At 71.3% G+C, this 25,689-nt stretch carries 18 protein-coding genes; 14 read left to right on the top strand and 4 right to left on the bottom strand.

The annotated features are described in order from the left end of the window. Positions 1–3 precede the first annotated feature (3 nt). The gene (locus ACFXGJ_RS01350) at positions 4–1,344 is read right to left on the bottom strand and encodes a family 1 glycosylhydrolase (RefSeq protein WP_378615667.1); all 1,341 of its coding nucleotides are present in this window, start codon (positions 1,342–1,344) and stop codon (positions 4–6) included. Positions 1,345–1,470: 126 nt separating this feature from the next. Here ACFXGJ_RS01350 and ACFXGJ_RS01345 point away from each other — a divergent pair, with 126 nt between their 5' ends. After that, positions 1,471–2,301: a thioesterase family protein gene (locus tag ACFXGJ_RS01345; protein WP_378615665.1), complete on the top strand. Its 831-nt coding sequence runs from the start codon at positions 1,471–1,473 to the stop codon at positions 2,299–2,301. On the opposite strand, the gene ACFXGJ_RS01340 is transcribed toward ACFXGJ_RS01345, so the two are convergent. Beyond that, the gene (locus tag ACFXGJ_RS01340; RefSeq protein ID WP_378615663.1) at positions 2,268–3,092 is read right to left on the bottom strand and encodes a slipin family protein; all 825 of its coding nucleotides are present in this window, start codon (positions 3,090–3,092) and stop codon (positions 2,268–2,270) included. The two genes, ACFXGJ_RS01345 and ACFXGJ_RS01340, sit on opposite strands and share 34 nt — an antisense overlap. Next, entirely contained in the window at positions 3,089–3,562 is a 474-nt protein-coding gene (locus tag ACFXGJ_RS01335; protein WP_378615717.1) for an NfeD family protein, read from the bottom strand. The genes ACFXGJ_RS01340 and ACFXGJ_RS01335 overlap by 4 nt, the downstream gene beginning before the upstream one ends. Before the next feature lie 396 nt (positions 3,563–3,958). Here ACFXGJ_RS01335 and ACFXGJ_RS01330 point away from each other — a divergent pair, with 396 nt between their 5' ends. From ACFXGJ_RS01330 to hisI, 13 genes are all read left to right on the top strand, one after another. Then, complete coding sequence (locus ACFXGJ_RS01330; RefSeq protein WP_378615661.1) at positions 3,959–4,966, top strand: alpha/beta hydrolase; 1,008 nt, start codon at positions 3,959–3,961, stop codon at positions 4,964–4,966. A gap of 11 nt (positions 4,967–4,977) precedes the next feature. Then, positions 4,978–6,555: an apolipoprotein N-acyltransferase gene (lnt, locus tag ACFXGJ_RS01325; protein ID WP_378615659.1), complete on the top strand. Its 1,578-nt coding sequence runs from the start codon at positions 4,978–4,980 to the stop codon at positions 6,553–6,555. Between the two features lie 247 nt (positions 6,556–6,802). Next, complete coding sequence (hisD, locus tag ACFXGJ_RS01320; protein WP_378615657.1) at positions 6,803–8,140, top strand: histidinol dehydrogenase; 1,338 nt, start codon at positions 6,803–6,805, stop codon at positions 8,138–8,140. Beyond that, positions 8,137–9,270, top strand: coding sequence for a histidinol-phosphate transaminase (locus tag ACFXGJ_RS01315; protein ID WP_378615655.1), 1,134 nt, complete (start codon positions 8,137–8,139; stop codon positions 9,268–9,270). Before hisD ends, ACFXGJ_RS01315 begins: the two co-directional genes overlap by 4 nt. Continuing rightward, on the top strand, positions 9,267–9,881 hold the full coding sequence (gene hisB, locus ACFXGJ_RS01310; RefSeq protein WP_378615653.1) for an imidazoleglycerol-phosphate dehydratase HisB: 615 nt from the start codon (positions 9,267–9,269) through the stop codon (positions 9,879–9,881). The genes ACFXGJ_RS01315 and hisB overlap by 4 nt, the downstream gene beginning before the upstream one ends. Before the next feature lie 40 nt (positions 9,882–9,921). Next, on the top strand, positions 9,922–10,074 hold the full coding sequence (locus ACFXGJ_RS01305) for a hypothetical protein (protein ID WP_378615651.1): 153 nt from the start codon (positions 9,922–9,924) through the stop codon (positions 10,072–10,074). After that, positions 10,074–11,246, top strand: coding sequence for an MFS transporter (locus tag ACFXGJ_RS01300; protein WP_378615649.1), 1,173 nt, complete (start codon positions 10,074–10,076; stop codon positions 11,244–11,246). The genes ACFXGJ_RS01305 and ACFXGJ_RS01300 overlap by 1 nt, the downstream gene beginning before the upstream one ends. Next, complete coding sequence (gene hisH, locus ACFXGJ_RS01295) at positions 11,243–11,872, top strand: imidazole glycerol phosphate synthase subunit HisH (RefSeq protein WP_378615647.1); 630 nt, start codon at positions 11,243–11,245, stop codon at positions 11,870–11,872. Before ACFXGJ_RS01300 ends, hisH begins: the two co-directional genes overlap by 4 nt. Continuing rightward, positions 11,869–12,147 (top strand): hypothetical protein, encoded by a 279-nt coding sequence (locus ACFXGJ_RS01290; protein WP_378615645.1) that lies wholly within the window; start codon positions 11,869–11,871, stop codon positions 12,145–12,147. The genes hisH and ACFXGJ_RS01290 overlap by 4 nt, the downstream gene beginning before the upstream one ends. An 18-nt stretch (positions 12,148–12,165) precedes the next feature. Continuing rightward, a complete protein-coding gene (gene priA, locus ACFXGJ_RS01285; RefSeq protein WP_378615643.1) occupies positions 12,166–12,900 on the top strand; it encodes a bifunctional 1-(5-phosphoribosyl)-5-((5-phosphoribosylamino)methylideneamino)imidazole-4-carboxamide isomerase/phosphoribosylanthranilate isomerase PriA in 735 nt (244 codons plus the stop codon). A gap of 8 nt (positions 12,901–12,908) precedes the next feature. After that, positions 12,909–13,742 (top strand): inositol monophosphatase family protein, encoded by an 834-nt coding sequence (locus ACFXGJ_RS01280; protein ID WP_378615641.1) that lies wholly within the window; start codon positions 12,909–12,911, stop codon positions 13,740–13,742. Positions 13,743–13,748: 6 nt separating this feature from the next. Then, positions 13,749–14,522, top strand: a complete 774-nt coding sequence (gene hisF, locus ACFXGJ_RS01275; protein ID WP_378615639.1) for an imidazole glycerol phosphate synthase subunit HisF — start codon at positions 13,749–13,751, stop codon at positions 14,520–14,522. Continuing rightward, the gene (hisI, locus tag ACFXGJ_RS01270) at positions 14,519–14,863 is read left to right on the top strand and encodes a phosphoribosyl-AMP cyclohydrolase (protein ID WP_378615637.1); all 345 of its coding nucleotides are present in this window, start codon (positions 14,519–14,521) and stop codon (positions 14,861–14,863) included. The genes hisF and hisI overlap by 4 nt, the downstream gene beginning before the upstream one ends. Before the next feature lie 23 nt (positions 14,864–14,886). Here hisI and ACFXGJ_RS01265 read toward each other — a convergent pair whose 3' ends face one another. Then, positions 14,887–25,485: an SDR family NAD(P)-dependent oxidoreductase gene (locus ACFXGJ_RS01265; RefSeq protein WP_378615635.1), complete on the bottom strand. Its 10,599-nt coding sequence runs from the start codon at positions 25,483–25,485 to the stop codon at positions 14,887–14,889. Between the last annotated feature and the right edge of the window lie 204 nt (positions 25,486–25,689).

Here is a 25,689-nt window from a genome sequence, read left to right as displayed (position 1 = left end):
CGCTCAGCTGCCGGACGATCCGCTCGGCGCCCCGGAGCGTGGCGGGTTCAGACAGCTCTGCGGCGGGTTCACCAGCGAGCACACCGACTGTCGCAGCACCGGCTGGTAGTCGGCTGCGACCCCTCCCGCGGCGATCACGTCGCGGTACGTGGCGACGGCGTCGGTGGGCCTGCGGGTGAGCGTCGGGTCGGTGAGCACGTCGACCGTGTAGAGGCCGAACCGGTTCCGGTAGCTGCCCCACTCGTAGTTGTCGGTGATCGACCAGTAGTTGTATCCGATCACCTTGGCGCCGTCGGCCTTTGCCCGGGTCAGCCAGTAGACGTGGTCTCGCAGGTGGTCGGAGCGGGTGTACCCGTCCGCCCGCGGCTTCGCGTTGTCCGTCGGCATCCCGTTCTCGACGATGTAGATCGGCAGCTCGGGGTAGCGCTGGGCATAGTGCATCACCGCGTGGTAGATGCCGTCCGGCTGGGGCGTGATGTCGTAGAAGGCGTCGCTGACCGCGTTCGCGGCGGTGAGGTTGTCCAGCGAGACGCCGTAGTAGTAGTCCACCCCGATGAAGTCGAGCTTGTCGCGCACCCGGTCGGCGAAGGTCGCGTCGAGCCCGGCTTCGACGGCGGGGATGTAGGAGACGTTGCTCGACACCCGTGCGCCGGGATCGAGCCGGTGCACGATGTCGTAGGCGCCGCGGTGTGCGCGCACCAGTCGGTCCATCATCAGCGGGACTCCGACAGCGCTGATACCGCCGAAGGTCAGTTCCTTGAGCGCGAAGGCGGTCGGTTCGTTGATGGTGATCCAGTCGGCGCCGACACCGGCATAGCGGGCGATCACGTGTTCCGCGTTGGTCAGCCAGAGCCCGACGGTCTCGTCGCTGCCCCAGCCGCCGCGATCGGCGACCCAGCCGGGATACACGAAGTGGTCGAGGGTGATCATCGGTTTCATGCCGTGGGCACGGATCTGACGGACCACGTCGTCGTAGTAGGCGAACTCGGCCTCGTCCCACACACCGGGTGCCGGCTGCACGCGCGCCCATTCGACGGAGAAACGGAACACCCCGACGCCCATGGCCGCGGCGTCGGCGATGTCCTCGGCGTAGCGGTGCCGGAAGTCCGGGCCCGAGCCGTAGGGGTCGTGCGTCTTGCCCGCCGCGATGTAGCGGGACCAATTGCTGTCCGGGGGCGGACCTTCGGCCTGGAACCCCGAAGTCGCGACGCCCCACTCGAAGTCCGGACCGAGCGTGGAGAGCGCCGGTGTCGCCTGGGCGGGGGAGGACGCCGCGAGCGCGGCCGCCGCCGTGATGCACAGCGCGGTCACGAGCCGGGCGAGGAGATGAATGGATCGGGCCACGATCGGCACGGTAGTCGGCCGGCGCGCACGGTATGGCGAAACTCACACTGTGCACCGCCGAATCAGTTAACTCTTTCGCCGTGGGCCGGTGATCATGGACCTGACACCGTACGAAAGGGCCTCGCCGTGACCGACCCGCTCGCGTTCTTCACCTCCACACCCGACGGGCACCTCGCCCAGGGCTTCGCGATCAGCCGGTGGTCGCCGGACATGGTCAGCGGCGTGGCACTGTGCGGACTCGTCGCCCGTGCCCTCGAGGAGGGTCACGGCGGAGACGGATTCGTGCCCGCACGGCTCACCGTCGACCTGTTCGCGCCGGCCCGGACTCGTCCGTTGACCACCCACACCACCGCGGTCCGGGACGGCAACCGCATCCGGGTCGCCGACGCCGAACTCCTGCAGGACGGGGACGCGGTCGCACGCGCGACCGCGGTGTTCCTGCGCCCGTCGGAGCAGCCACCGGGACGGGTGTGGACTCGCGAGCACCGGCCGTCGCCGCCGCCGGCGCACATCGCCACGGGTGAACCGGCGCCGCCGTTCTTCGGCAGCGACGACCACCCCGACGGCTGGTCCCACTCGATGCTCGAGCATCAGGGCGCGAGTCGCAAACGCATGTGGGCGCAGCATCCTTCGGTGGTCGACGGCGAGGCTCCGTCCCCATTCGTGCGGGCCGCGATGGCGGGTGAACCGACCAGCCTGATGACCAACTGGGGTACCGACGGCGTCGGGTTCATCAACGTCGACATGACGCTGGTGCTGGCCCGGCTGCCCGAGGGCGCCGAGATCGGGCTCGAGGCGGACGACCACATCAGCGCCGACGGTGTCGCGGTCGGCACCACCACGATGTACGACCGCCGGGGACCGATCGGCACCTGCGTCGTCAGTGCCCTCGCCAACGCTCGCCGGCAGGTCGACTTCGGCGATCAGGGCGAGTTCGTGCTTCCCGACGGGTCCTGACCTGCCGCACCCTCCGGTGCCGGTCGCCGGGCGGCGGGTGCCGGAGGGTCGAGGAACGGCCGAATCAGGTCGATCGGCAGCGGGAAGATCACCGTGGAGTTGTGCTCGCCGCCGACCTCGCGGAGCGTCTGCAGGTAACGCAGCTGGAGGGTGGTCGGGTTCCGGCTGATCACGCCGGCGGCCTCGGCCAGCTTCGCGGACGCCTGGAACTCGCCCTCAGCGTTGATGATCTTCGCGCGCCGCTCGCGTTCGGCCTCGGCCTGGCGGGCGATGGCGCGCTGCATGTTCTCGGGGATCTCGACGTCCTTGATCTCCACCGTGGTGACCTTGACTCCCCAGGGTTCGGTCTGCTGGTCGATTACCTTCTGCAGGTCGTCGTTGAGGCGGTCGCGGTCCGAGAGCAGGGTGTCGAGCTCGGCCTTGCCGAGCACCGAGCGCAGCGTGGTCTGGGCGATCTGGGTGGTCGCCGCGAGGAAGTCCTCGACCTCGACCACCGCACGGTTGGCGTCGAGCACCCGGAAGTACGCGACCGCGGTCACCCGGGCGGGCACGTTGTCGCGCGTGATGACCTCCTGCACCGGGACGTTCAGCGTCACCGTACGCAGGCCGACGCGAACCATCCGATCGACGGCGGGGATCAGCAGCACCAGGCCGGGTCCCTTGACCTCGAGCACCCGGCCGAGCCGGAAGACGACCGCGCGTTCGTACTCGCGCAGCACGCGCACCGCGGTGCCGGGGACCACCAGCGCGAGGATGACCAGGACTACGACCAGCGCGATCAGGACGGTCACGGCGGCACCTCCCAGGGCTCGGTTCGACGGACAGTGAGCGTCAGGCCGTGCACGCCCTCCACGACCACCGACTCGCCGGCGGCGGGTGCGGGGTCGTCGGGATAGCCGAACTCGATGCGGGCCGACCACAGTCCGCCGTCCGCGCGCACCTGGCCGACGGGACCGGACCAACTGCTGACGGTCGCGTGGGTGCCCACCAGCGACTGCGGTCCGCCGCGTACCGGCGCCCGTCGCGCGGCGACGACCTTGCGGCCCGCGACCGCGGAGACACCGATTCCGATGCCGGCGACACCGAGTGCCACCGGCACCGCGACCACCTGGCCCGCGCCGCCGGAGAGGAACAGCATCCATATGCCGGCGCCGATCGCGAGCACCGCGATGCCGCCGAGCACGCCCGAGGTGGGGGTGTGTGCCTCCACCAGGATGAGCAGCAGGCCCAGCAACACCGCCACCACGCCGAACGCGGCCATCTCGACTCCCACGATCACGTCGTCCGAGGACCCGGCCGGCGTGGCGGTCGCCCGTCGCCCGACCCTCAGTTCAACGGTAGGCCCGTCCCGTCGCGGCTGCCACCAGCTCGCGGAGGCCACGGCGCGGCAGGTCGCGTGCGTTTCCGTTTGTTACAGGCTCGTAAATGTGTTCTGCGTCACGTACCATGATTCAACTGCCCCTGAACTTTCGGCAGTGATGTCTGCAACACCCGCCGGGAGCTCGAGATGGTAGCGAACCCATCACCGTCGAAGCGGACCGTCCGCCGCGTGGCTGCACCGCGGTCGGCGTCAGGAATGTCGACCAGGAACCCAGCGCAGTCGACAAGGAAAGCGCAGTCGACCAGGAAACGGTCGACCGGTGCGCGAACGCCGCACATGGCGGTTGCCGTCGAACCCCAGTTCATCCCCGGTGCCAGTCTGCGGTCCCAGCTCCTCGCCGGCGCGCTGCGCCACACCGTCAAGCCGGTGCTCGGGGTGTGGGGATGCTGGCCCAGCCCGCTGTGGCCGGCGGGCCTACTGGACTACGCCGCCCGGTTCCTGCCGCCGACCAGAGGTGCACGCAGTCAGCGGGTGCGTCTGGACGAGTGTGACGCCGAGTGGACCCCTGCGGCCGGCGGGGGCGAACGCGCGGTGCTCTACCTCCACGGGGGTGGGTTCCTCACCTGCGGGCTCAACACGCACCGCAGGCTCGCGGCGCGTGTTGGCGATGCGGTCGGGGCAGGCGTGCTCAGCGTGGACTACCGAATGCTGCCGCGGTATCCCATCGGTGACGCCGTCGCCGACGGGGTGGCCGGTTACCGGTGGCTGCTCGACCGTGGGTACGACCCGAACCGCATCGTGGTCGCGGGCGACTCGGCTGGCGGCTATCTGACCTTCATGACGGCGCTCGCCGCCGCCGAGCTGGGACTGCCCAGTCCGGCGGCCCTGGTCGCGCTCTCGCCGCTGACCGATCTGAACCCGGCGGGCAAGCTCGCCAATCCCGGCGCCGACGACTGCCCCCTGATTCCCCGGTCGGTGATCGTCGCGCTCGCCGAGATCACCGAACGCGTGAATCGTCGCGCACCCAGAGAGGTGGGCGGACGCACGCGCAGTCCGGTCGACAGCGTCCTGACCGGGCTGCCGCCGGTGCTGATCCAGGTCGGGTCCACGGAGATGCTCTACCCGGACGCGGAACTGATGGCCCAGCGGCTCGGCGCCGCGGGGGTACCGGTCACGCTCGAGGTGTGGGACCGGCAGGTGCACGTGTTCCACGCCGCCGCCGACCTGGTGCCCGAGGCCGGGCGCGCGATCGCCCGGATCGGTGAGTTCGTCCGCGCCGCCACCGGCGACGCGGTGGTGTCGGAGTCGGGGCCGAAGGCGGCCCTCACGCCCGCGGAGGCCTGACAGGTCCCGTCGTGTCAGGCTCGGATGGCAGCGAACCGGTTGCCGCACTGGGGAAGTCGCGATGGACCCGCCGGGCGGGCGCGCTGCTCGCCGGCGCCGCGCCGGTGCTCGCCTTCCCCGAGCCGAGCCTCGGGTGGTTCGCCTGGGTGGCGCTGGTGCCCGCGCTGCTGCTGCTGAGGGGTGCCGGTTCGGCCCGGGAAGCGGCGCTGCTCGGCTGGCTCACCGGCGTCGGGTTCCTCGCCGCGACCCAGTACTGGCTGGTGCCGAATCTCCGCTACTTCTTTCCGATCGCGGTCGCACTGCTCGCCCTGCTGTGGTGCGGGTGGGGTGTGCTGGTGTGGATCCTGCTGCGCGGACACGTCACCGGTGCTCGGGCCGTCGCCGCCGTGCTCGGTGTGCCGGCCGGCTGGACGGTGCTCGAGGCGGTCCGGTCCTGGCAGTGGTTCGGCGGACCCTGGTCGCTGCTCGGCGCGACCCAGTGGGCGCATCCGACCGTGCTCGGCCTCGCCGCGGTGGGCGGAGTGTGGCTCGTGGGTTTCGCGATCGTCGCGGCGAACACCGGATTGGCACTGCTGCTGGTGACTCCCGCGGGTGCCCGCGCGGTCGGGGCCCTCACGGTCGTGATCGCGCTCGCGGCGGGGCCGCTCTGGTACCTGAGCACGCCGGCTCCGACGACAGCGGACCGGACGCGGGTCGCGCTGATCCAGCCCGGAATCGTCGCCGGTGACGCTCGACCCAGGGAGGAGGAGTTGACCCGCACGGTGGCCGGCGACGTCGGCCTCGTGGTGTGGGGCGAGAGCAGCGTCGACGACGACCTGGGCGAGCATCCCGAGGTCCTCGCGCGGCTCGCGGCGCTGTCGGCGTCCGTGGGATCCGACCTGCTCGTCAACGTCGATGCCCGGGTGGGCACGTCCGGCGGAATAGCCAAGACCGCGACCCTCGTCGACGCGCACGGCATCGTCGCGACCTACCGCAAGACCCGGCTGGTGCCGTTCGGCGAGTACGTGCCGCTGCGGGATCGGCTCGGTTGGATCAGCCGGATCACCGCCGCCGCGCGAGAGAACCGCGAACCCGGTCACGGGCTGGTCGTCATGGACGCCGGTGGGCTCGCGATCGGACCGCTCGTCTCGTTCGAGCTGACGTTCCCCGACCTGGCCCGCGCCCAGGCGCGGGGTGGGGCGAGACTGCTGGTCTACCAGACCTCCACCGCCACCTTCCAGGGCAGCTGGGCGCCCGCGCAGCTGGCGAGTTTCGGGGCCGTGCGCGCCGCGGAGTCCGGGCGGCCGGCGGTCGTCGCGGCGCTGACCGGGGTGTCGGCGGGCTTCGACGCCCGCGGCAACACGCTGGCGTGGCTGCCCGCCGACGCGCACGGCGCCATGGTGGTCGAGGTGCCGCTGTTCGCGCGGACCACGATCTACGACCGCGGTGGCGACTACCTGCCGCTCGCGTGCGCACTGGCGCTCGCGGCCGCCGGGGCGATCCGCCTGCTCGTCGGCCGTGGGCAGGGTCGCCGACCGCGCTGGACCTCGCCCGTCCGGCGTGCGCACGATCAACCTCGAGGTGGGTCTTCGTCGGTCCCACCGCGATGAACAGTTCCTCTCCGATTCGGATTCGGCGTCCCACCGACTCGAGCGTGTCGCGACCGACCGCTGCTGACGCAGGATGCACTAATTTCCGCCGCGTCACGGGCGAATGCAACGAGCCGCGGCGTCCGGCGCGGGGCGCCGCGAGGGCTCTTGTCCGACCGGGCCGGACGCGCCGCACGGGCGGCTGGCGAAAATGGCTGGCAACTATCCTGGATAATCGATACAAACCCATCCTTTCGAAGGGACCCTCATGCCTGCCCGCACCGAGCTCGCCCGCGTAGATCTGCGCGGTCGAACCCCCACCCTCGCCGAACTCCGGTCGGCTCTGCCCCGAGGTGGAGTGGACGTGGACGCGGTGCTGCATCAGGTGCGCCCGATGGTCGAGGCGGTCCGCGACCGGGGCGCCGAGGCCGCGCTCGAGTACGGCGAGAAGTTCGACGGCGTTCGGCCCGGCACGGTGCGGGTACCTGCCGCCGAGCTGGTCCGCGCTCTCGACGAGCTCGACCCGGACGTGCGCGCCGCGCTCGAGGTCGCGATCGAACGCACCCGCAAGGTGCACGCCGACCAGCGGCGCACCGACACCGTCACCGAGGTCGTCCCGGGCGGCGTCGTCACCGAGCGCTGGGTGCCGGTCGAGCGGGTCGGGCTGTACGTGCCCGGCGGCAACGCCGTCTACCCCTCGTCCGTCGTGATGAACGTGGTGCCCGCGCAGACCGCGGGTGTGGGCTCGCTGGTCGTCGCCTCCCCGCCGCAGGCCGCGTTCGGCGGACTCCCGCACCCGACCATCCTGGCCGCCGCGCAGCTGCTCGGCGTCGAGGAGGTGTGGGCGGTCGGCGGCGGCCAGGGCGTCGCCCTGCTGGCCTACGGCGGCACCGACACCGACGGCGCGGAACTGGCCCCCGTGGACCTGATCACCGGACCGGGAAACATCTACGTCACCGCAGCCAAGCGGCTGTGCCGCGGGCTGGTCGGCATCGACGCCGAGGCCGGGCCCACCGAGATCGCGATCCTCGCCGACCACACCGCCGACCCGGTGCACGTCGCCGCCGACCTGATCAGCCAGGCCGAGCACGACGTGATGGCGGCCTCCGTGCTGGTCACCACCTCGACCGAACTCGCCGACGCCGTCGACGACGCGCTCACCGCACAGCTGGAACTGACCAAGCACCGCGAGCGGGTCGCCACCGCGCTGGCAGGCAGCCAGTCCGGCACCGTGCTCGTCGACTCGATCGACAAGGGACTCGAGGTCGTCAACGCGTACGCCGCGGAGCACCTCGAGATCCAGACCGAGGACGCCTCCGCAGTCGCGGCGCGTGTGCGCAGTGCCGGCGCGATCTTCGTCGGCCCCTGGGCCCCGGTCAGCCTCGGCGACTACTGCGCGGGCTCGAACCACGTCCTGCCCACCGCGGGTTGTGCCCGGCACTCGTCCGGACTGAGCGTGCAGACCTTCCTGCGTGGCATCCACATCGTCGACTACTCGGAGTCGGCGCTGAAGGACGTTTCGCAGCACGTGATCAACCTGGCGAACGCCGAGGACCTGCCCGCCCACGGTGAGGCCGTGCGGCTGCGCTTCGAGGCCTTGCGGTGAGCGCCGTGCCCGGCGCGGCGGTGACGGTCGACGACCTGCCGCTGCGGGAGAACCTGCGCGGCAAGTCGGCCTACGGAGCCCCACAGTTGACGGTGCCGGTACAGCTCAACACCAACGAGAACCCGCACCCGCCGACCAGGGCGCTCGTCGACGACGTCGCCGAGTCGGTCCGTGAGGCGGCCCGGGAGCTGCACCGCTACCCGGACCGCGACGCCGTCGCGCTGCGCACCGACCTGGCCGCGTACCTGACGCGCCAGACCGGGGTACCGGTCACGGTCGACAACGTGTGGGCGGCCAACGGCTCCAACGAGATCCTGCAGCAGCTGCTGCAGGCCTTCGCCGGACCGGGCCGCAGCGCAATGGGTTTCGTGCCGTCCTACTCGATGCACCCGATCATCTCCGACGGCACCGATACCGCGTGGCTGCCGGTGCTGCGCGGCGCCGACTTCGCCCTGGACGTGGACGCGGCCGTCGCCGCGATCGCCGACCAGCGGCCCGACGTCGTGTTCGTCACCAGCCCCAACAACCCGACCGGGCACAGCATCCCGATCGCGTCGCTGCGGCTGATCCTCGACGCCGCACCGGGTGTCGTGATCGTCGACGAGGCGTACGCCGAGTTCTCCGAGGCGCCGAGCGCGCTGACCCTGATCGACGAGTACCCGACCAAGCTGGTGGTCTCGCGGACGATGAGCAAGGCGTTCGCGTTCGCCGGCGGCCGGCTCGGCTACCTCGCCGCCGCACCGGCGTTCGTCGAGGCCCTGCTGCTGGTGCGGCTGCCGTACCACCTGTCGGTGGTCACGCAGGCCGCCGCGCGGGCCGCCTTGCGGCACGCCGACGAGACCCTCGGCAGCGTGCACGCCCTCGCCGCCGAGCGGGTCCGGGTGTCGAAGGCGCTGGCGGACACCGGGTTCCACGTCATCCCGTCGGACGCGAACTTCATCCTGTTCGGCGAGTTCGCCGACAGCGCCCGCGCCTGGCAGGCCTACCTCGACCGCGGGGTGCTGATCCGCGACGTGGGCATCCCCGGATTCCTGCGCGCCACCGTCGGGCTCGCCTCCGAGAACGACGCCTTCATCGCGGCCAGCGACGCCGTCGCGGCCGCCGAACTGACCACCGGAGGGAACCGATGACCGACCGCATCGCGAAGGTCGAGCGCACCACCAAGGAATCGTCGATCTCCGTCGAGCTCAACCTCGACGGCACCGGCATCGTCGACATCTCCACCGGCATCCCGTTCTTCGACCACATGCTGACCGCGCTCGGGGCGCACGCCAGCTTCGACCTGACGGTCAAGGCGGAGGGCGACATCGAGATCGAGGCACACCACACCGTCGAGGACACCTCGATCGTGCTGGGTCAGGCCCTCGGCCAGGCGCTCGGGGACAAGAAGGGCATCCGCCGCTTCGGCGACTCGTTCATCCCGATGGACGAGTCCCTCGTCCACGCCGCGGTCGACGTCTCCGGCCGGCCCTACTGCGTGCACACCGGCGAGCCGGAACACATGCTGCACACCGTGATCGGCGGATACCCCGGTGTCCCGTACGCGACGGTGATCAATCGGCACGTCTTCGAGTCCATCGCCTCGAACGCGCGCATCGCGCTGCACGTGCGGGTGCTCTACGGGCGCGACCAGCACCACATCACCGAAGGCGAGTTCAAGGCGGTCGCGCGGGCGTTGCGCGAGGCCGTCGAGCCGGACCCGCGGGTGAGCGGTGTGCCGTCGACCAAGGGTGCGCTCTGACATGAGCGAACCTGCGGCGAATCCAGGAGTGCTGTGATCGATGTCTGACTTCCTGATCTACGGGCTGTTCCTGCTGGCCGGATTCGCGATCGGCGGCGCCTACTCGCTGTGGAAGGTCAACAAGTTCGCCGCCGGCGTGTTGGTCGCGCTGGCGATCATCGCTGCCGTCGCGGGCGTGCTTCGGCTCGTGTGATGCCCAGCCTGCTGCGCACTCGCGGCATGCCGGTGGCGATGACCATGGGCTTCACCGCCTTCGGCGGCTGGTCGCTGTTGCTGCCGGTGGTGCCGCTGGCGATCTCCGAGGCCGGTGGGTCGGCCGTGCTGGCCGGGGCCGCGACCGCTGTCTTCATGGCCACCACGGTGGCGACCCAGCTGGTCACACCGCGACTGCTTCGTTCGTGGGGATACCGCACGGTCCTCGCAGTCGGCTGCCTGCTGCTCGGCGCGCCCGCGCTCGCGTTCCTGCTGTCCACCGCGGCGGGACCCGCGCTCGCCATCTCCGCCGTCCGCGGTGTCGGTTTCGGACTGTTGACGGTGGCCGGCAGCGCGCTGGTCGCGGAACTCGCCCCGAAGGAGTTGCTCGGCCGGGCAACCGGTGCCCAGGGCATCGCGATCGCCACCGGCCAGATGATCGCGCTGCCCGTCGGTTTGGCGCTCTTCGGCCACGGGTACCGGGGCCTGGTCTTCGTGCTCGGTGCTGTGGTGCCGCTGCTCGCTGTCGTCGCCGTCGCGGCATTGCCGTCGATCCGGCACGCGGCCCGTCCGGACGGGCCGCGACATCGGCTCCCGGTGCGATTGTTGCTCGTTCCGTGCCTCGCGATGCTGATGGTGGCGTCCGTGTACGGCGGGGCGTCGAGCCTGCTGCCCATCGCGGTGGAGGATCGGGCCGCGGTGGCCGGCGTCGCGCTCGCGTTCGTCAGCGGGGCGATCCTGGTCGGCCGCTACGGAGCCGGCCTGCTCGTCGATCGGATCGGGGTCGGCCGAATCATGGCCCCCGCGTTGGCCTGCTCCGCGGCCGGGGCGGCGATGTATGCGGTCGCGGTCGCGGGCGACGGTCGGGTGACGCTGCTGCTGGCCGGATCGATCCTGTTCGGTGCCGGCTTCGGCGCGGTCCAGAACGAGGCGTTGGTGACGCTGTTCACCTCGGCGGGTCCGGCGCGCCTCGGCGCCGCCAGCGCGGCCTGGAACATCAGCTACGACGCGGGCACCGGAATCGGCGCGCTCGCCCTCGGCGTGGTGGCGAGGGAGGCCGGTTTCCCCGCGGTCTTCGTGGTCGGGGCAGTGGCGGTCGCGGCGGTGATTCCCCTCGCGCTGGGCCGGAGGATTCCGGCGGCGTCCCCCCGGGCCGATAGAGTTCAGTCATGACCTCCGTTGCTCTGCTCGATTACGGCTCAGGGAACCTGCACTCGGCGATGCGGGCGCTCGCTCGCGTCGGAGCCGCCGTCGAGGTGACCTCCGACCCGAAGACGGCGCTGGCCGCGGACGGTCTGGTCGTGCCCGGTGTCGGCGCCTTCGCCGCCTGCATGCAGGGTCTGCGGGCGGTGCGCGGTGAGCGGATCATCGGCCAGCGACTCGCGGGCGGTCGCCCGGTGCTCGGCATCTGCGTCGGCATGCAGATCATGTTCGAGCGGGGCGTGGAGCACGGGGTGGAGGCCGACGGCTGCGGTGAATGGCCCGGCACCGTCGAGAAGCTGCAGGCGGAGGTGCTGCCGCACATGGGCTGGAACACCCTGCAGGCGCCGGAGGACAGCGTGCTGTTCGCGGGACTCGACCGGGACACCCGGTTCTACTTCGTGCACTCCTACGGCGTGCAGAAGTGGGAACTGGCGGAGTCGGAACTCATCGCGCCACCGAAGCTGACCTGGGCGAACCACGGTGGTTCCTTCCTCGCCGCGATCGAGAACGGCCCGCTCTCGGCGACCCAGTTCCACCCGGAGAAGTCGGGCGACGCGGGCGCCGCGCTGCTCGAGAACTGGGTACGCAGCCTGTGACGGCGCCGCGGCGCGGGTTCTCCTACGGCCGGCTCGCCCTGTATTCGCTCGGCGCAGCGGCCGCGGTCCTGGTGATCGCGGCGGTCGCGGTGGCCGCGCTGCGGCCGTCACCGGTGGTCGGGCTGGTGATTGTGGTGGCCGGGGTGGCCGGGGCGATCGCTGCGATGGGAGCGGTGTCCACCCGGATGACCCGGCGGGCGTTCGACGATGCGGACGACGGGCCCGAGGCCGCCTCCGCTCGTGAGCCCGACCCGGACACCGGCCCGGAGCGCTGACGCACTAGGGTTGGCGCAGTGAGCCTGGTCCTTTTGCCTGCTGTAGATGTCGCCAACGGTGAAGCTGTTCGCCTCGTTCAGGGGGAGGCAGGGAGCGAGACCAACTACGGATCGCCCCGCGACGCGGCCCTCGCGTGGCAGAACGCCGGCGCCGAGTGGGTGCACCTGGTCGACCTCGACGCCGCCTTCGGGCGTGGATCCAACCGTGAGATGCTGGCCGGCGTCATCGGCGAGCTCGACGTCAAGGTGGAGCTGTCCGGTGGAATCCGCGACGACGCCTCCCTCGAGGCCGCTCTCGCGACCGGCTGCGCCCGGGTCAACCTCGGCACCGCTGCCATCGAGAACCCCGAATGGTGCGCCAGCGCCATCGCCCGCTTCGGCGACAAGATCGCCGTCGGACTGGATGTGCGCAACGTCGACGGCCGCTACCAGCTCCGCGGCCGCGGCTGGGTCACCGAGGGCGGCGACCTGTTCGAGACCCTCGCACGCCTCGACCGCGACGGTTGCGCCCGCTACGTCGTCACCGACGTCAGCAAGGACGGCACCCTCACGGGGCCGAATCTCGAACTGCTGAGCCAGGTTTGCGCCGCCACGGACGCGCCCGTCGTCGCGTCCGGCGGCATCTCCAGCCTCGACGACCTGGTGGCGATCGCCGGTCTGGTCGACCAGGGCGTCGAGGGGTCGATCATCGGCAAGGCGCTCTACGCGGGTCGCTTCACCCTGCCCGAGGCCCTCACCGCGGTCGCCGGCTAGGTCCCGCGATGACCCCGCCCCGCGACCCGCGCGAGTTGCTCTCGATCGCGGGCGGCGTGCTCGACGGGGTGGTGGAACGGTTCCTCTCCGGCGTCGGCGCGCCGAGCGCGGTGGTCAAGGGGCCCAGGGACTTCGCCACCGAGGTGGACCTCGAACTGGAACGTCGGATCAGCGGTGAGCTCGAACGGCTCACCGGAATCCCGGTGCACGGCGAGGAATTCGGCGGTCCCGACCTGGCGGACGGCACGGTGTGGGTGCTCGACCCGGTGGACGGCACTCTGAACTACTCGTCGGGTCTGCCGACCGCCGGCGTTCTGCTGGCGCTGTTGGACCGGGGTCGACCGGTCCTCGGGCTGACCTGGCTGCCGATGATGAATCGGCGGTACGCGGCGAGCGTCGACGGGCCGTTGTTCTGCAACGGGGAGGAACTGCCCGGGCTTCGCCGCCACCAACTGTCGGAGGCGATGGTCGGGTTCGGGGCGTTCAACGTCGACGGCCGCGGCCCCATCCCGGGCGCATACCGGGTGCGCGCGCTGGCCGAGGTGAGCCGGGTCTGCCGGCGGCTGCGGATGCACGGCTCGACAGGAGCGGACCTCGCGTTCACCGCGGCGGGCGTGCTCGGGGCGTCGGTGGTCTTCGGCTACCACCCCTGGGACAACGCGCCGGGGGTGGCGCTGGTCCGGGCGGCGGGCGGCGTGGTCACCGACCTGGCCGGGCAGGACTGGCACATCGGTTCGAAGTCGGTGCTGGCGGCGGCACCGGGCGTGCACGGTGAAGTGTTGAATATTCTCGAGTCTCTGGGCGATCCGGGTGGCTACCTGGATCCGGCGGTAGGAAGGTAAGACGACATGACGTTGGCAGTTCGGGTCATCCCGTGCCTGGACGTGGACGCGGGCCGCGTCGTGAAGGGCGTCAATTTCGAGAACCTGCGTGACGCAGGCGATCCCGTGGAACTTGCGGCGGTCTACGACGCGCAGGGCGCCGACGAACTCACCTTCCTCGACGTCACCGCGTCCACCTCCGAGCGCGGCACCATGCTCGACGTGGTCACCCGCACCGCCGAGCAGGTGTTCATCCCGCTGACGGTCGGCGGCGGGGTCCGCACCGAGCAGGACGTGGACCGACTGCTGCGCGCCGGTGCCGACAAGGTCAGTGTCAACACCGCCGCGATCGCCCGGCCGGAGCTGCTGCGCGAGCTCAGCGAGCGGTTCGGCTCGCAGTGCATCGTGCTCTCGGTGGACGCGCGCACGGTGCCCGAGGGCGAGGCACCGACCCCGTCCGGCTGGGAGGTCACCACGCACGGCGGTCGTCGTGGCACCGGCATCGACGCGATCGAGTGGGCGCAGCGCGGCGCCGAACTCGGGGTGGGGGAGATCCTGCTCAACTCGATGGACGCCGACGGCACCAAGGCCGGGTTCGATCTGCCGATGATCCGGGCCGTCCGCGCGGCCGTACACGTGCCCGTGATCGCCAGCGGCGGAGCCGGTGCGGTCGGGGACTTCGCGCCCGCCGTGCAGGCCGGCGCTGATGCGGTGCTCGCGGCGAGCGTCTTCCACTTCGGCGACCTCACGATTCCGCAGGTCAAGGGCGCGATGCGCGCGGAAGGTATCGTGGTCCGATGAGTCTCGATCCCGCAATCGCCGCCCGCCTCAAGCGCAACGAGGCGGGTCTGTTCAGTGCTGTCGCCCAGGAACGGTCCACCGGCGACGTGCTGATGGTCGCGTGGATGGACGACGAGGCGCTGGCCCGCACGCTGGAAACCCGCAAGGGGACCTACTATTCGCGGTCGCGTCAGCAGTACTGGGTGAAGGGGGAGACCTCCGGTCACACCCAGTACGTGCACGAGGTGCGGCTCGACTGCGACGGCGACTCGGTGCTGCTCGTCGTCGACCAGGAGGGCGCCGCGTGCCACACCGGCACGCACACCTGCTTCGACACCGACGTCCTGCTCGCCCGCCCCTGACGCCGACCGCCGCTTTCCGCGGATCACAGACCGCGATCGATCAGGTCCAGGATCTCCTCGCTGGTCGCAGCGTGGATCTTGTCGACCGCGTCGGCATGCGCACCGTCGGCCGCGCGGACCTCGGCCAGCAGACTCTCCAACCGCCGTGCGATCGCCGACCGCGCCTCGAGGTCGTCACCGAGCTCGGCGATGGTCGCATGTAGCCGGTCGACGTCGGCACAGGCAACCGACATCGGGTCGGGCACGAGCTCCGCACGCAGGAACTCGGCGACGGCACGCGGACTCGGGTGATCGAACACCATCGTCGGTGGCAACCGGAGCCCGGTGGCGGCACCGAGATGGTTACGGAGCGCAACGGCGGCCAGCGAGTCGAAGCCCAGTTCCTTGAACGCCTGGTCGGGGTCGACCGAGTCCGAAGCGTCGTAGCCGAGGACTGCGGCGGCTCCGCCCCGCACCAGATCGAGCATCAGGTGCCGCTGTTCTGGAATCGGCCGGTCGGCAAGGCGCTGCGCCCAATCCGACGGCCCGGACCTGTCCGATCCGGTCCCGACCGAGTCCGACCTCGCGGCGCGCGGGCGCGATTCTCGGATCAGGCCACGAAACGAGGCGGGAACGTAGGGTGCGGACACACCGGAGTGGGCGAAGCGAGCGGCCGCCACCGCCGGAACCCCGGCGGTCAACGCGCTGTCGAAGAGGGCCAGGCCGTCGGCGGCGGGCATCGGGACCATTCCGCTGCGGCGCGCTCGAGCGCGATCGACAGCTCCGAGGTTGTCGGTCATGGCGCTCGGCGGCGCCCACATGCCCCACGCGATCGAGAGCGCTGGCCGCCCCAGGGCGTGGCGGTGATGGGCAAGGGCGTCGAGAAACACGTTCGCGGCCGCGTAGTTCGCCTGCCCCGGCGCCCCGAGGATGCCGGCGAGCGACGAGAACAGGACGAAGGCCCGCACGTCGCATTTCGCGGTCAGCCGGTGCAGGTGCCAGGCCGCGTCGACCTTCGGCCGCAGCACCGCGTCGAGTCGGTCGGGGGTGAGCGAGGCCAGTGTGCCGTCGTCGATCACGCCGGCCGCGTGGATCACCGCGGTCAGTGGGTGCTCCTGCGGTATCCCGGCCAACAGCGCCGCGAGGGCCGACTCGTCGGCGGTGTCGCAGGCGACGACGCGCACCTCGACCCCCTGGTCGGTCAGTTCGCGACGCAGCTGGTCGCAACCGTCGGCGTCGGGCCCGCGTCTGCTGGTCAGCAACACGTGCCGCGCCCCGTGCTCGGACACGAGGTGGCGAGCTACCAACGATCCGACGGTGCCGGTCCCGCCGGTGACGAGAACGGTCCCGGCGGGATCGAACGGCGAACCGACATCGTCGCCGGCACGGAACCGCCGCAGTCGAGGTGCCAGCAGAGCGCCGTTCCGGGCCGCCAGTTGCGGCTCCCCGCTCGCCACCGCCGACGCGATCAGTGCACCGGTGTCCGACGCGTCGTCGAGGTCGATCAGCACGAACCGGTCCGGGTTCTCGTTCTGCGCGGAGCCCACGAGGCCCCACACGGCCGCGGCCGGGAGGTCGGCGGCCGCGTTCGGGTCCTGGCCGTCGTCGGTGACCATCGCGTTGCGGGTCACGATCACCAGCCGGCTGTCGGCGACGATGTCGTCGTCCAGCCACTGCTGCAGCAGGCGCAGTACCCGAGCGCAGAGTTCGTGGGTCGCGTCCGGACCGTGCTCGTCCCCGGTGCCGCATCCGGCCAGCACCGTCCACGGGACCCGGTCGCCGTCGTCGGGCGCAGACTCCATCGCGGTTCGCAGCGCCGCCAGGTCGGGATGGCTGGGGAAGGTCGAACGATCGCCCTGCTCGCCCGGCCACTCGGAGCCGAGGACGACCATCGGTCCGGTTGTCGGCTCCGTCAAGGGGCCCTCGACCGGAATCCAGGTCAGCCGGTGCAGCGGCGGGGCCGCCCTGCCGCCCGCGCCTGCCCCGTCGACCGCCCTGGGCACGACCCGCAGCGCATCCACGGTCAGCACCGGCTCGCCGGCGGGGTCGTCGAGGGCGACGCGGTACCTGCTGTCCTCGCCGGGAACGAACCGCGCCGTCACCGCCTCCGCGCCGACGGCGTGCAGACGGATTCCGGACCAGGTCAGCGGCCAGTCGTCCGGCCCGAGGACGGGCTCGAGCGCCGCCTGCAACAGCTCCGGATGGATGCCGTAGCCGCTGGTGTCCGTGCCTTCCTCGACGCACACCTCGTCCTCGGCGTCGCCCGGGACCTGGTGCGGCACACCGGCGGCGGGGCCGACGACGTCGTCGATCGTCGCCGAAGCGTTCCGGACCCAGGTATCGGAGCCCTCGGACCCACTCGGGCTCGACGAGAGAACGACGGAGCGACTGTCGTCGGTGTCCGCGGGCGTGACCAGCACCCGAACCGACATCAGTTCCGACGACGAGAGGATCAGCGGTTGGTGCAGGGTGAGTTCGGCGATGTGGTCGAGACCGACGTGGTGGGCCGCGTGCAGGGCGAGTTCGACGAGCACGGCTGGCGACAGCGTCTTCGCGTCGTCGGTCGACGGCTCGTCGTCGACCGACGGCCCCGCGAGCCACGGATCCCGGTGCAGCGACAGCTGTCCGGTGAACAGGGTCGCACCGTCGTCGAGCGTCACCGCGGCACCGAGCAGCGGATGATCGGCCGGCGTCAGACCCAGCTCGGTCGGATCGCCGGTGTGCCGGGTGGGCGCTGTCGGCCAGTAGGAGCGGCGTTGGAACGCGTAGGTGGGCAAGGCAACCCGTCGGCGACCGGGGAGTACCCGATCCCAGTCGATCGCCACGCCCTGCACGTAGGCGGCAGCGACCGCCTCGATGATCGCGTGTGTTTCGTCTCCGCGTCCGGGCAGCGTGGCGATCGTGTTCGGGACGACCTCGGCGGCCAAGGCCGCCAGAGTCGCGCCGGGACCGACCTCGACGAGGCGGGTGACGCCGAGTTCGTCGAGGGCACCGATGCCGTCGTGGAAACGCACCGCATGCCGGAGGTGACGGGTCCAGTACTCCGGGGACATGAGTTCCTCGGACGTAGCGACGCGCCCGGTGACGTTGGAGACGACCGGAATCGTCGGCGGCTGCGGCGTCAGCCTGGACACCATGGCGGCGAACTGGTCGAGGACGGGGTTCATCAGGATCGAATGGAAGGCCCGCTCGACCCGCAGGCTCGTGGTCTTCAGTCCGGCGGCGGACAGTTCGGAGGCGACGTCGCGCACGTCGCGTTCGCGGCCCGCGAGGACGACGGATTCGGCGCCGTTGACGGCCGCGAGTTCGAGGCGGCCGTCGATCCGCGGCAGGACGTCCTCCTCGCGGGCCCGTACAGCGATCATCCGACCCGGTTCGGTCGACTGCATCAACCGTCCACGCTCGCCCACCAGTGCGGCCGCATCGGGCAGGGTGAACACCCCCGCGACGTGTGCCGCGGTGACCTCGCCGATCGAATGGCCGATCAGGTAGTCGGGGGTGATGCCCCAGTCCCGCAGCAGCCGATAGAGCGCGACCTCGATGGCGAACAGTGCCGGCTGGGTGTATTCGGTGCTGTCGAGCTTCGCGTCGCCACCCGCGGCGTCACCCCAGATCACGTGCCGCAAAGGGGTTTCCACATGTTCGTCGAGCGCGGAGCAGACCTCGTCCAGGGCTCCCGCGAACACGGGAAAGGTGTCGTAGAGGCCACGGCCCATCCCGATGCGCTGGGCACCTTGGCCGGTGAACATGAATGCCGTCTTTCCGCGAGCGCTCGTCCCGGCGACAACGTTGCCGCCCGGTCGCCCCGTGGCGACTCGGGAGAGGCCGTCGCGCAGGTCGGCCAGAGTTGTTCCGATCACCGCGGCGCGATGGGCGAAACCGGATCGGGTGGTGGCCAGTGAGTAGGCGAGGTCGGCCGGATCCGGGAGCTCGGACTCGTCCCTGTCGAGAAACTCCGCCAACCGGGTGGCCTGCGCCCGCATGGCATCCCCGGTCTTTCCGGAGATCACCCAGACCAGTGGTGACGCCGACGGCGGCGGGACCTCCGGGGCCGCGTCCTCGGGGGGCTGTTCGAGGATCATGTGCGAGTTGGTGCCGCTGATGCCGAACGACGAGACGGCCGCCCGACGGGGTCGTCCGGTCTCCGGCCAGGCAACCGATTCGGCGAGGAGCGAGACCTCGCCCGCGGTCCAGTCGACGTGCCGGGTCGGGAGGTCGCCGTGCAGGCTCGGGGGCAGTATCCCGTGGCGCATCGCCATCACCATCTTGATCACGCCCGCGACGCCGGCCGCCGCCTGGGAGTGGCCGATGTTCGACTTGACGGATCCGAGCCAGAGCGGCCGGCCCTCCCGGCCCTGCCCGTACGCGGCCAGCAGCGCCTGCGCCTCGATCGGGTCACCCAGCGTCGTGCCGGTGCCGTGGGCTTCCACGGCGTCGATGTCTGTGGGGCCGAGCGCGGCGTCGGCCAGCGCTTGGCGGATGACCCGTTCCTGCGACGGCCCGTTCGGGGCGGTCAATCCGTTGGAGGCCCCGTCCTGGTTGACAGCCGATCCGCGAATGATGGCCAGCACCCGGTGGCCGTTGCGCCGGGCGTCGCCGAGCCGCTCCAGCACCACCATTCCCGCGCCCTCGCTGAGTCCGGTGCCGTCGGCCCGGTCGGAGAACGGCTTGCACCGCCCGTCCGAGGCGAGCCCGCGTTGGCGGCTGAACTCGATCAGCACACCGGGGGTGGCCATCACCGTCGCACCGCCGGCCAGCGCCAATGCGCATTCCCCGTCGCGGAGCGCCCGCGCCGCGAGATGCATGGCCACCAGCGACGACGAGCAGGCGGTGTCCACGGTGACCGCGGGACCGGTGAAGCCGAGGGAGTAGGAGATCCGGCCCGACGCCACGCTGTTGCTCGTACCGGTCATCAGGTAGCCCTCGGCGTCGACGTTGCGCTGAGTCATCAGGTGGAAGCCGTAGTCGCCGCCCATCAGCCCGACGTACACGCCGGTGTCGGAGAGTCCGGGAGCGGTCGGCTGGATCCCCGCCTGCTCCAAGGCTTCCCAGGCGCTCTCGAGGAGCAGTCGGTGCTGCGGGTCCATCGCGATCGCCTCGCGCGGGCTGATGCCGAAGAACGCGGCATCGAATTCGTCTGCGTCGTAGAGGAACCCGCCCTCCTTCATGTACGTGGTGCCGGCCCGATTCGGGTCGGGGTCGTACACCTCGTCGAGATTCCAGCCCCGGTTGTGGGGGTACGCGCCCACGGCGTTGCGGCCGTCGCGGACGAGGCGCCACAGGTCTTCCGGGCAGTACACCTTGCCCGGGTATCTGCATGCCATTCCCACGATCGCGATCGGGTCGTCGTCCCTGCGGGCACGTGCCGGACCGGCCTGCTGCGCAGCCGCGTCGTCCCCGAGCAGGCGCGCCACCAGCTCCTGAGTGAGCGCGTCGGCGGTGGGATGGTCGAACACCACCGTCGCGGCCAGCCGCACACCGGTCGCGGTCGCCAGCTGATTGCGCAGTTGCACGGCGGTAAGCGAGTCGAAACCGAGTTGTTTGAAGGCACGTTCCGGGTCGATCGCCTCCTTGCCTTCGTGACCCAGCACGGCCGCCACGTGGGTGGTGACGATGTCGAGCACTCGGCTGTGCCGCTCACCGGGGTCCAGCGCCCGCAACTCCACGGCCAGGCCGGTCGGGGAATCGGCGGCGGCGGTGGCGCGACGACGGACGCCGAGCACTCGGCGCAGGATCGGCGGCAGCGACTCACGCTCGGATCGCGAGGCCCGCGTGGAGAGCCGGATCGGCACGATCAACGGACGGTTCACCGCGAGGGCAGCGTCGAACAGGGCCAGGCCCGACTCCGGGCTGATGGTGTCGATGCCACTGCGCTGCAACCGGTCGAGGTCGGCAGCATTCAGATGGGACGTCATCCCGCTGGGCCGGTCCCACAGGCCCCAGGCCATGGACGTCGCGGGCAGCCCGCGGGCGCGGCGGTGCTGCGCGAGTGCGTCGAGGAAGACATTCGCCGCCGCGTAGTTCGCCTGACCCGCGCCGCCGAGCACGCCCGCCGCGGAGGAGAACAGCACGAACGCCGACAAGTCGCGGTCCCGGGTGAGTTCGTGCAGATGCCAGGCGCCGTCCACCTTGGGTCGAAGGACGCCGTGCAACTGGTGCTCGGTCAACGTGGCGGCGGTGGCGTCCTCGAGCACCCCGGCGGCGTGGATCACACCGGACAGGTCCGGAATGTCGGCGAGGAGAGCCGCCAGCGCAGCGCGGTCGGCCACGTCGCAGGCGACGATGCTGACCTCCGCCCCCGACTCGGCGAACTCGGCGCGCAGTTCGGCCGCACGCTCGGCATCGAGCGCGTGCCGGCCGGTCAGTACCAGCCGGCGCACCCCGTGCCGCGCGACGAGGTGGCGGGCGATCAGTCTGCCGATGGTTCCCTTGCCGCCGGTGATCAGGACCGTGCCGTCCGCGCCGAAGACTGCGGATCCCGGTTCGGGCGCCGCCGACGCGGGCGTCACCGCTGCGAGCATGGGCGCCAGCAGTGCACCGTCCCGGACGGCGAGCTGAGGTTCGTTGCAGGCCAGGGCCATGGAGATCAACGAAGGATCACCGGCGGGTGCGTCCAGGTCGACCAGCGTGATGCGGTCCGGGTGCTCGTTCTGCACCGCGCCGACGAGTCCCCACGCGGACGCGGCCGACACGTCGTCGACCGGTTCGTCGTCGCGGACCGCCACCGCGAGCCTGGTCGTGACCAGCAAGCGGGTCTCGGCCAGGCGATCCTCGCGGAGCCACGACTGGACCGCCCGCAACGTCGCGTCCGTGGCGGCGTGCGCGCGAGCCGGCATGTCCGGTTCGTCGCCCGGTTCGAGGTCGAGCCACAGCACGCGGCCTGCCGGATCACCGCCGGCAAGCGCCTCCGCGAGCGGCATCAGGTCTGCCGGCGCGGCGCTGGACGCGCCCACCGGTATCCACTCCACGCGGTAGAGGCTGTCGCGGGCCCCGGCGGCAGGCACGTCCGTGTCCCCGAGCGGTCGCAGCGCCAGCGATCGGGCGGTCAACACCGGTCGCCCCGCCGTGTCGTACACGGAGACCCGGTAGCGCTCGGGTCCGGTTGTGGTGACGTGCACGCGCACGGCGGCGGCGTCCACGGCGTGCAGCTGTACCGTGTCCCAGGCGAACGGCAGCCGGACACCGGAGTCCGGGGCTCCATCATTCACATGTTGCAGCGCAATCACGTGCAAGGCCGCGTCGAGCACCGCCGGGTGGATCCCGTACCCCGCGACCGCCGCGGCCGGGTCCTCCCCGCTCAGCCGCACCTCGCCGTACAGGTCGTCGCCGCACCGCCACGCCGCCCGCAGACCGCGGAAGGCCGGGCCGTACTCGTAGCCGGCCTCGTCGAGCACGTCGTACAGACCTCGGACGTCGATCGGCGTGGCGTCGGCGGGCGGCCACTGCTGGACGGGGGAGTCGGCGGTGCCCACGCCCGCCGTGAGCGTGCCGGTGGCGTGCCGGGTCCAGGGGGTGTCCTGCGGGGCATCCGCGGGCCGGGAGTGCACCGACACCGTGGATCGGCCCGCGTCACCGTCGGCGAGCACGCTCACCTGCAATGCCACCTCGCCCTCGGCAGGGATCACCAGGGGTGCCTCGATGGCGAGTTCCTCTATCCGGCCGCATCCCATGCGGTTTCCCGCGTGCAGGGCGAGCTCCACGAAAGCCGTGCCGGGCAGAATGACGGTGCCCGTGACGCCGTGGTCGCTCAGCCACGGAAGGCGTTGCGGGGACAGCAGACCCGTGAACACCGTGCCCCGGCCGTCGCCGAGCTCGACCGCCGCGGCGAGCATCGGGTGTCCGGCCGATTCCATCCCCGTCGACGCGAAATCGCCTTGTGGCACCGGGGTTTCCAGCCAGTAGCGGCGGTGCTGAAAGGCGTACGTGGGTAGGTCCACCCACCGGTGCCGATCCCCGTGTCGAGCCCAGCCCACCCGATCCCACTCGACGTGCAGTCCGTACACCCGCGCCTCTGCGAGTGCGGCGGTGAACTGGCGTAGACCCGCGCGGCCGCGCCGGATGGTGCCGACGGCACGGCCGGCGACGCCCGCCGCGTCGAGGGTTTCCTGCAACGGCACGGTGAGGACGGGGTGGCTGCACGACTCGACGAACAGCCGATACCCGTCCGCGGCCAGCGATCTCGTCGCTTCCTCGAACCGGACCGTCCGTCGCAGGTTCCGGTACCAGTAGTCCGCGTCCAGTGCGGTGCCGTCCAGCACGCCACCGGTGACCGACGAGTAGAACGGAATCCGCGACCGGCGGGGGGTGATCGAGGCGAGGACGTCGAGAATTGGGTCACGCAGGACCGAGACGTCCGCGCAGTGCGAGGCGTACTCCACCGCGATCCGCCTGGCCTGGACGCCGTCGCCCTGCAGTTGCTCGACCAGGATGTCGAGCGCGTCGACGGGGCCGGAGATCACCGTCGCGGACGGCCCGTTGATCGCCGCGACCTCGACGGTGCCGGCCCAGGGTTGAATCTTCTCCCGCACGATGTCCGGCGGCAGCGCCACCGAGGCCATCCCGCCGCCACGCCGAGCCGACGTGCCGATCACCCTGCTGCGCGCGGCCACGACAAGTGCCGCGTCCGACAGGTCCAGCGCGCCCGCGACACAGGCGGCCGCGATCTCGCCCTGGGAATGTCCGACGACGGCCGCCGGTTCGACGCCGTGGGAGCGCCACAGTTCCGCCAGACCGACCATCGTCGCGAACAGCGCCGGTTGCACCACGTCGACGCGGTCCAGTGCCGCGGGATCGCCGTCACGCAGCACGTCCAGCAGCGAGAAATCGGTGTGCGGAGCCAGCGCGTCGGCGCACTCGCGCACGATGTCGGCGAACACCGGCGACGTGTCCAGCAGTTCGGTGGCCATGCCCACCCACTGCGAACCCTGGCCTGGGAAGACGAACACCGGCCGGTCACCGGCTTCCAACGCCACGCCGGTCACGACGTCAGCGCTGGGCGCGCCTCTGCTGAGCGCATCGAGTCCGCTCGACAGGCTCTGCGTCCGTGTGCCGATCACGGCGGCGCGGTGGTCGAACGCGGCACGGGAACCCAGCAGCGCACCTGCCACCTCGGTCGGCGTCAGGTCGGGGTGCTCGGTGACGTATTCGCGCAACCGCTCGGCCTGGGCGCGCAGCGCGTTCTCGGTGTGGCCCGACACGAACCAGGCCACGACTTCGTCCGGGGGAGATGCTGATTCCCCCGCCCGCGACTCGACCGGTGGGGACTCCTCGAGGACGACGTGCGCGTTGGTGCCGCTGATGCCGAACGACGAGACCGCCGCCCGTCGGGGTCGATCGGACCCCGGCCACTCCCGGTTCTCGGTGAGCAGCGACACCGAACCGGCGGACCAGTCGACGTGTGGTGTCGGCCGGTCGACGTGCAATGTCCTCGGCAGGACGCCGTGCCGCATCGCCATGATCATCTTGATCACCCCGGCGACGCCGGCGGCCGCCTGGGTGTGGCCGAGGTTCGACTTCACCGAGCCGAGCCACAGCGGCCGGTCGGCGGGACGGTCGCGACCGTAGGCGGCCAGCAGGGCGGACGCCTCGATCGGATCGCCCAGCTTCGTCCCGGTGCCGTGCGCCTCGACCGCGTCGACGTCGCCCGGGCCGAGCCCCGCATTGGCCAGCGCCTGCGCGATCACCCGCTCCTGAGCCTGCCTGTTCGGGGCGGTCAGGCCGTTGCTGGCGCCGTCCTGGTTCACCGCGCTGCCGCGGATGACGGCCAGTACCCGTCGACCCCTGCGCTCTGCGTCGGACAGGCGTTCCAACGCGACCATCCCCGCGCCCTCGCCCCACGCCGTGCCGTCCGCAGCGGCGGAAAATGCCTTGCACCGACCGTCCCTGGCCAGTCCGCGCTGGCGGCTGAACTCCACGAATACCGCGGGGGTGGCCATGACGGTCGCCCCGCCCGCCAGCGCCAGTTCGCACTCGCCGCCGCGCAGCGCCTGCATGGCGAGGTGGATGGACACCAGCGACGACGAACACGCGGTGTCCACCGTGATCGCGGGTCCGTTCAGGCCGAAGCTGTAGGCAACGCGGCCGGACGCGACGCTCATGGCGTTGCCGGTGATGAAGTACCCCTCGAGGTCCTCGGGCGGCATGCCGCCCGCTCGCGCCGCGTAGTCGATGCCGGACAGCCCGGTGAAGACGCCGACCCGGCGGCCGTGCACCGACCGCGGATCGATGCCCGCATGTTCGAACGTCTCCCAGCTCGTCTCGAGGAGAAGTCGCTGTTGGGGGTCCATCGCCAGCGCCTCGCGGGGCGAGATGCCGAAGACCTCGGGGTCGAACCCCGCCGGGTCGTCGAGGAAGCTGCCCTGCATCGTGTAGGTCTTGCCGGACTGCTCGGCCTTCGGATCGTAGAGATCCGCCAGGCCCCAGCCCCGGTCCTCGGGGAACCCGGAGACGGTGTCCGAACCGGATTCCACCAGGCGCCACAGGTCCTGGGGCGATCGCACCCCGCCGGGGAACCTGCAGCCGATCCCGATGACGGCGATCGGCTCCCGGCTCACCCCTTCGGCCTCGCGAAGCTTCTCCCGTGCCTGGTACAGCTCCGCGGTGACCCGCTTCAGGTATTCAAGGAGCTTCGCTTGATCGGCCATCCGGTTCAGCTTCCATCCGAGCCCCCACTGCCAGCGCGGAACTTCGATTGTATCCGCCGCGGTCTCGAAGTCGAAGGGCGCGACAGAGAGACCATTACCCGGTCTTGGGGTTGCCGACCACCGGGGCGCGCGCCGATCGCGCAGGTCTGACCAGCGATTTCTCCGCTGCCACCTGTCTCGCCCGGTGGCTGGCAGGCCCAGGGT

The sequence above is a fragment of the Rhodococcus sp. NPDC059234 genome (assembly GCF_042754225.1).
In the GTDB taxonomy this organism is placed as follows: domain Bacteria; phylum Actinomycetota; class Actinomycetes; order Mycobacteriales; family Mycobacteriaceae; genus Rhodococcus_G.
The sequence above is the reverse complement of the archived record's forward strand: the minus strand, read 5'-3'. Positions and strand labels throughout refer to the sequence as shown.

Excerpts from the sequence above, each read along its gene's own strand:
- ACFXGJ_RS01335 (WP_378615717.1), bottom strand. The coding sequence starts at position 3,562 with ATGGCCGCGTTCGGCGTGGTGGCGGTGTTGCTGGGCCTGCTGCTCATC.
- ACFXGJ_RS01330 (WP_378615661.1), top strand. The coding sequence starts at position 3,959 with ATGGCGGTTGCCGTCGAACCCCAGTTCATCCCCGGTGCCAGTCTGCGG.
- hisD (WP_378615657.1), top strand. The coding sequence starts at position 6,803 with ATGCCTGCCCGCACCGAGCTCGCCCGCGTAGATCTGCGCGGTCGAACC.
- hisB (WP_378615653.1), top strand. The coding sequence starts at position 9,267 with ATGACCGACCGCATCGCGAAGGTCGAGCGCACCACCAAGGAATCGTCG.
- ACFXGJ_RS01305 (WP_378615651.1), top strand. The coding sequence starts at position 9,922 with ATGTCTGACTTCCTGATCTACGGGCTGTTCCTGCTGGCCGGATTCGCG.
- ACFXGJ_RS01300 (WP_378615649.1), top strand. The coding sequence starts at position 10,074 with ATGCCCAGCCTGCTGCGCACTCGCGGCATGCCGGTGGCGATGACCATG.
- hisH (WP_378615647.1), top strand. The coding sequence starts at position 11,243 with ATGACCTCCGTTGCTCTGCTCGATTACGGCTCAGGGAACCTGCACTCG.
- ACFXGJ_RS01280 (WP_378615641.1), top strand. The coding sequence starts at position 12,909 with ATGACCCCGCCCCGCGACCCGCGCGAGTTGCTCTCGATCGCGGGCGGC.
- hisF (WP_378615639.1), top strand. The coding sequence starts at position 13,749 with ATGACGTTGGCAGTTCGGGTCATCCCGTGCCTGGACGTGGACGCGGGC.
- hisI (WP_378615637.1), top strand. The coding sequence starts at position 14,519 with ATGAGTCTCGATCCCGCAATCGCCGCCCGCCTCAAGCGCAACGAGGCG.
- ACFXGJ_RS01265 (WP_378615635.1), bottom strand. The coding sequence starts at position 25,485 with ATGGCCGATCAAGCGAAGCTCCTTGAATACCTGAAGCGGGTCACCGCG.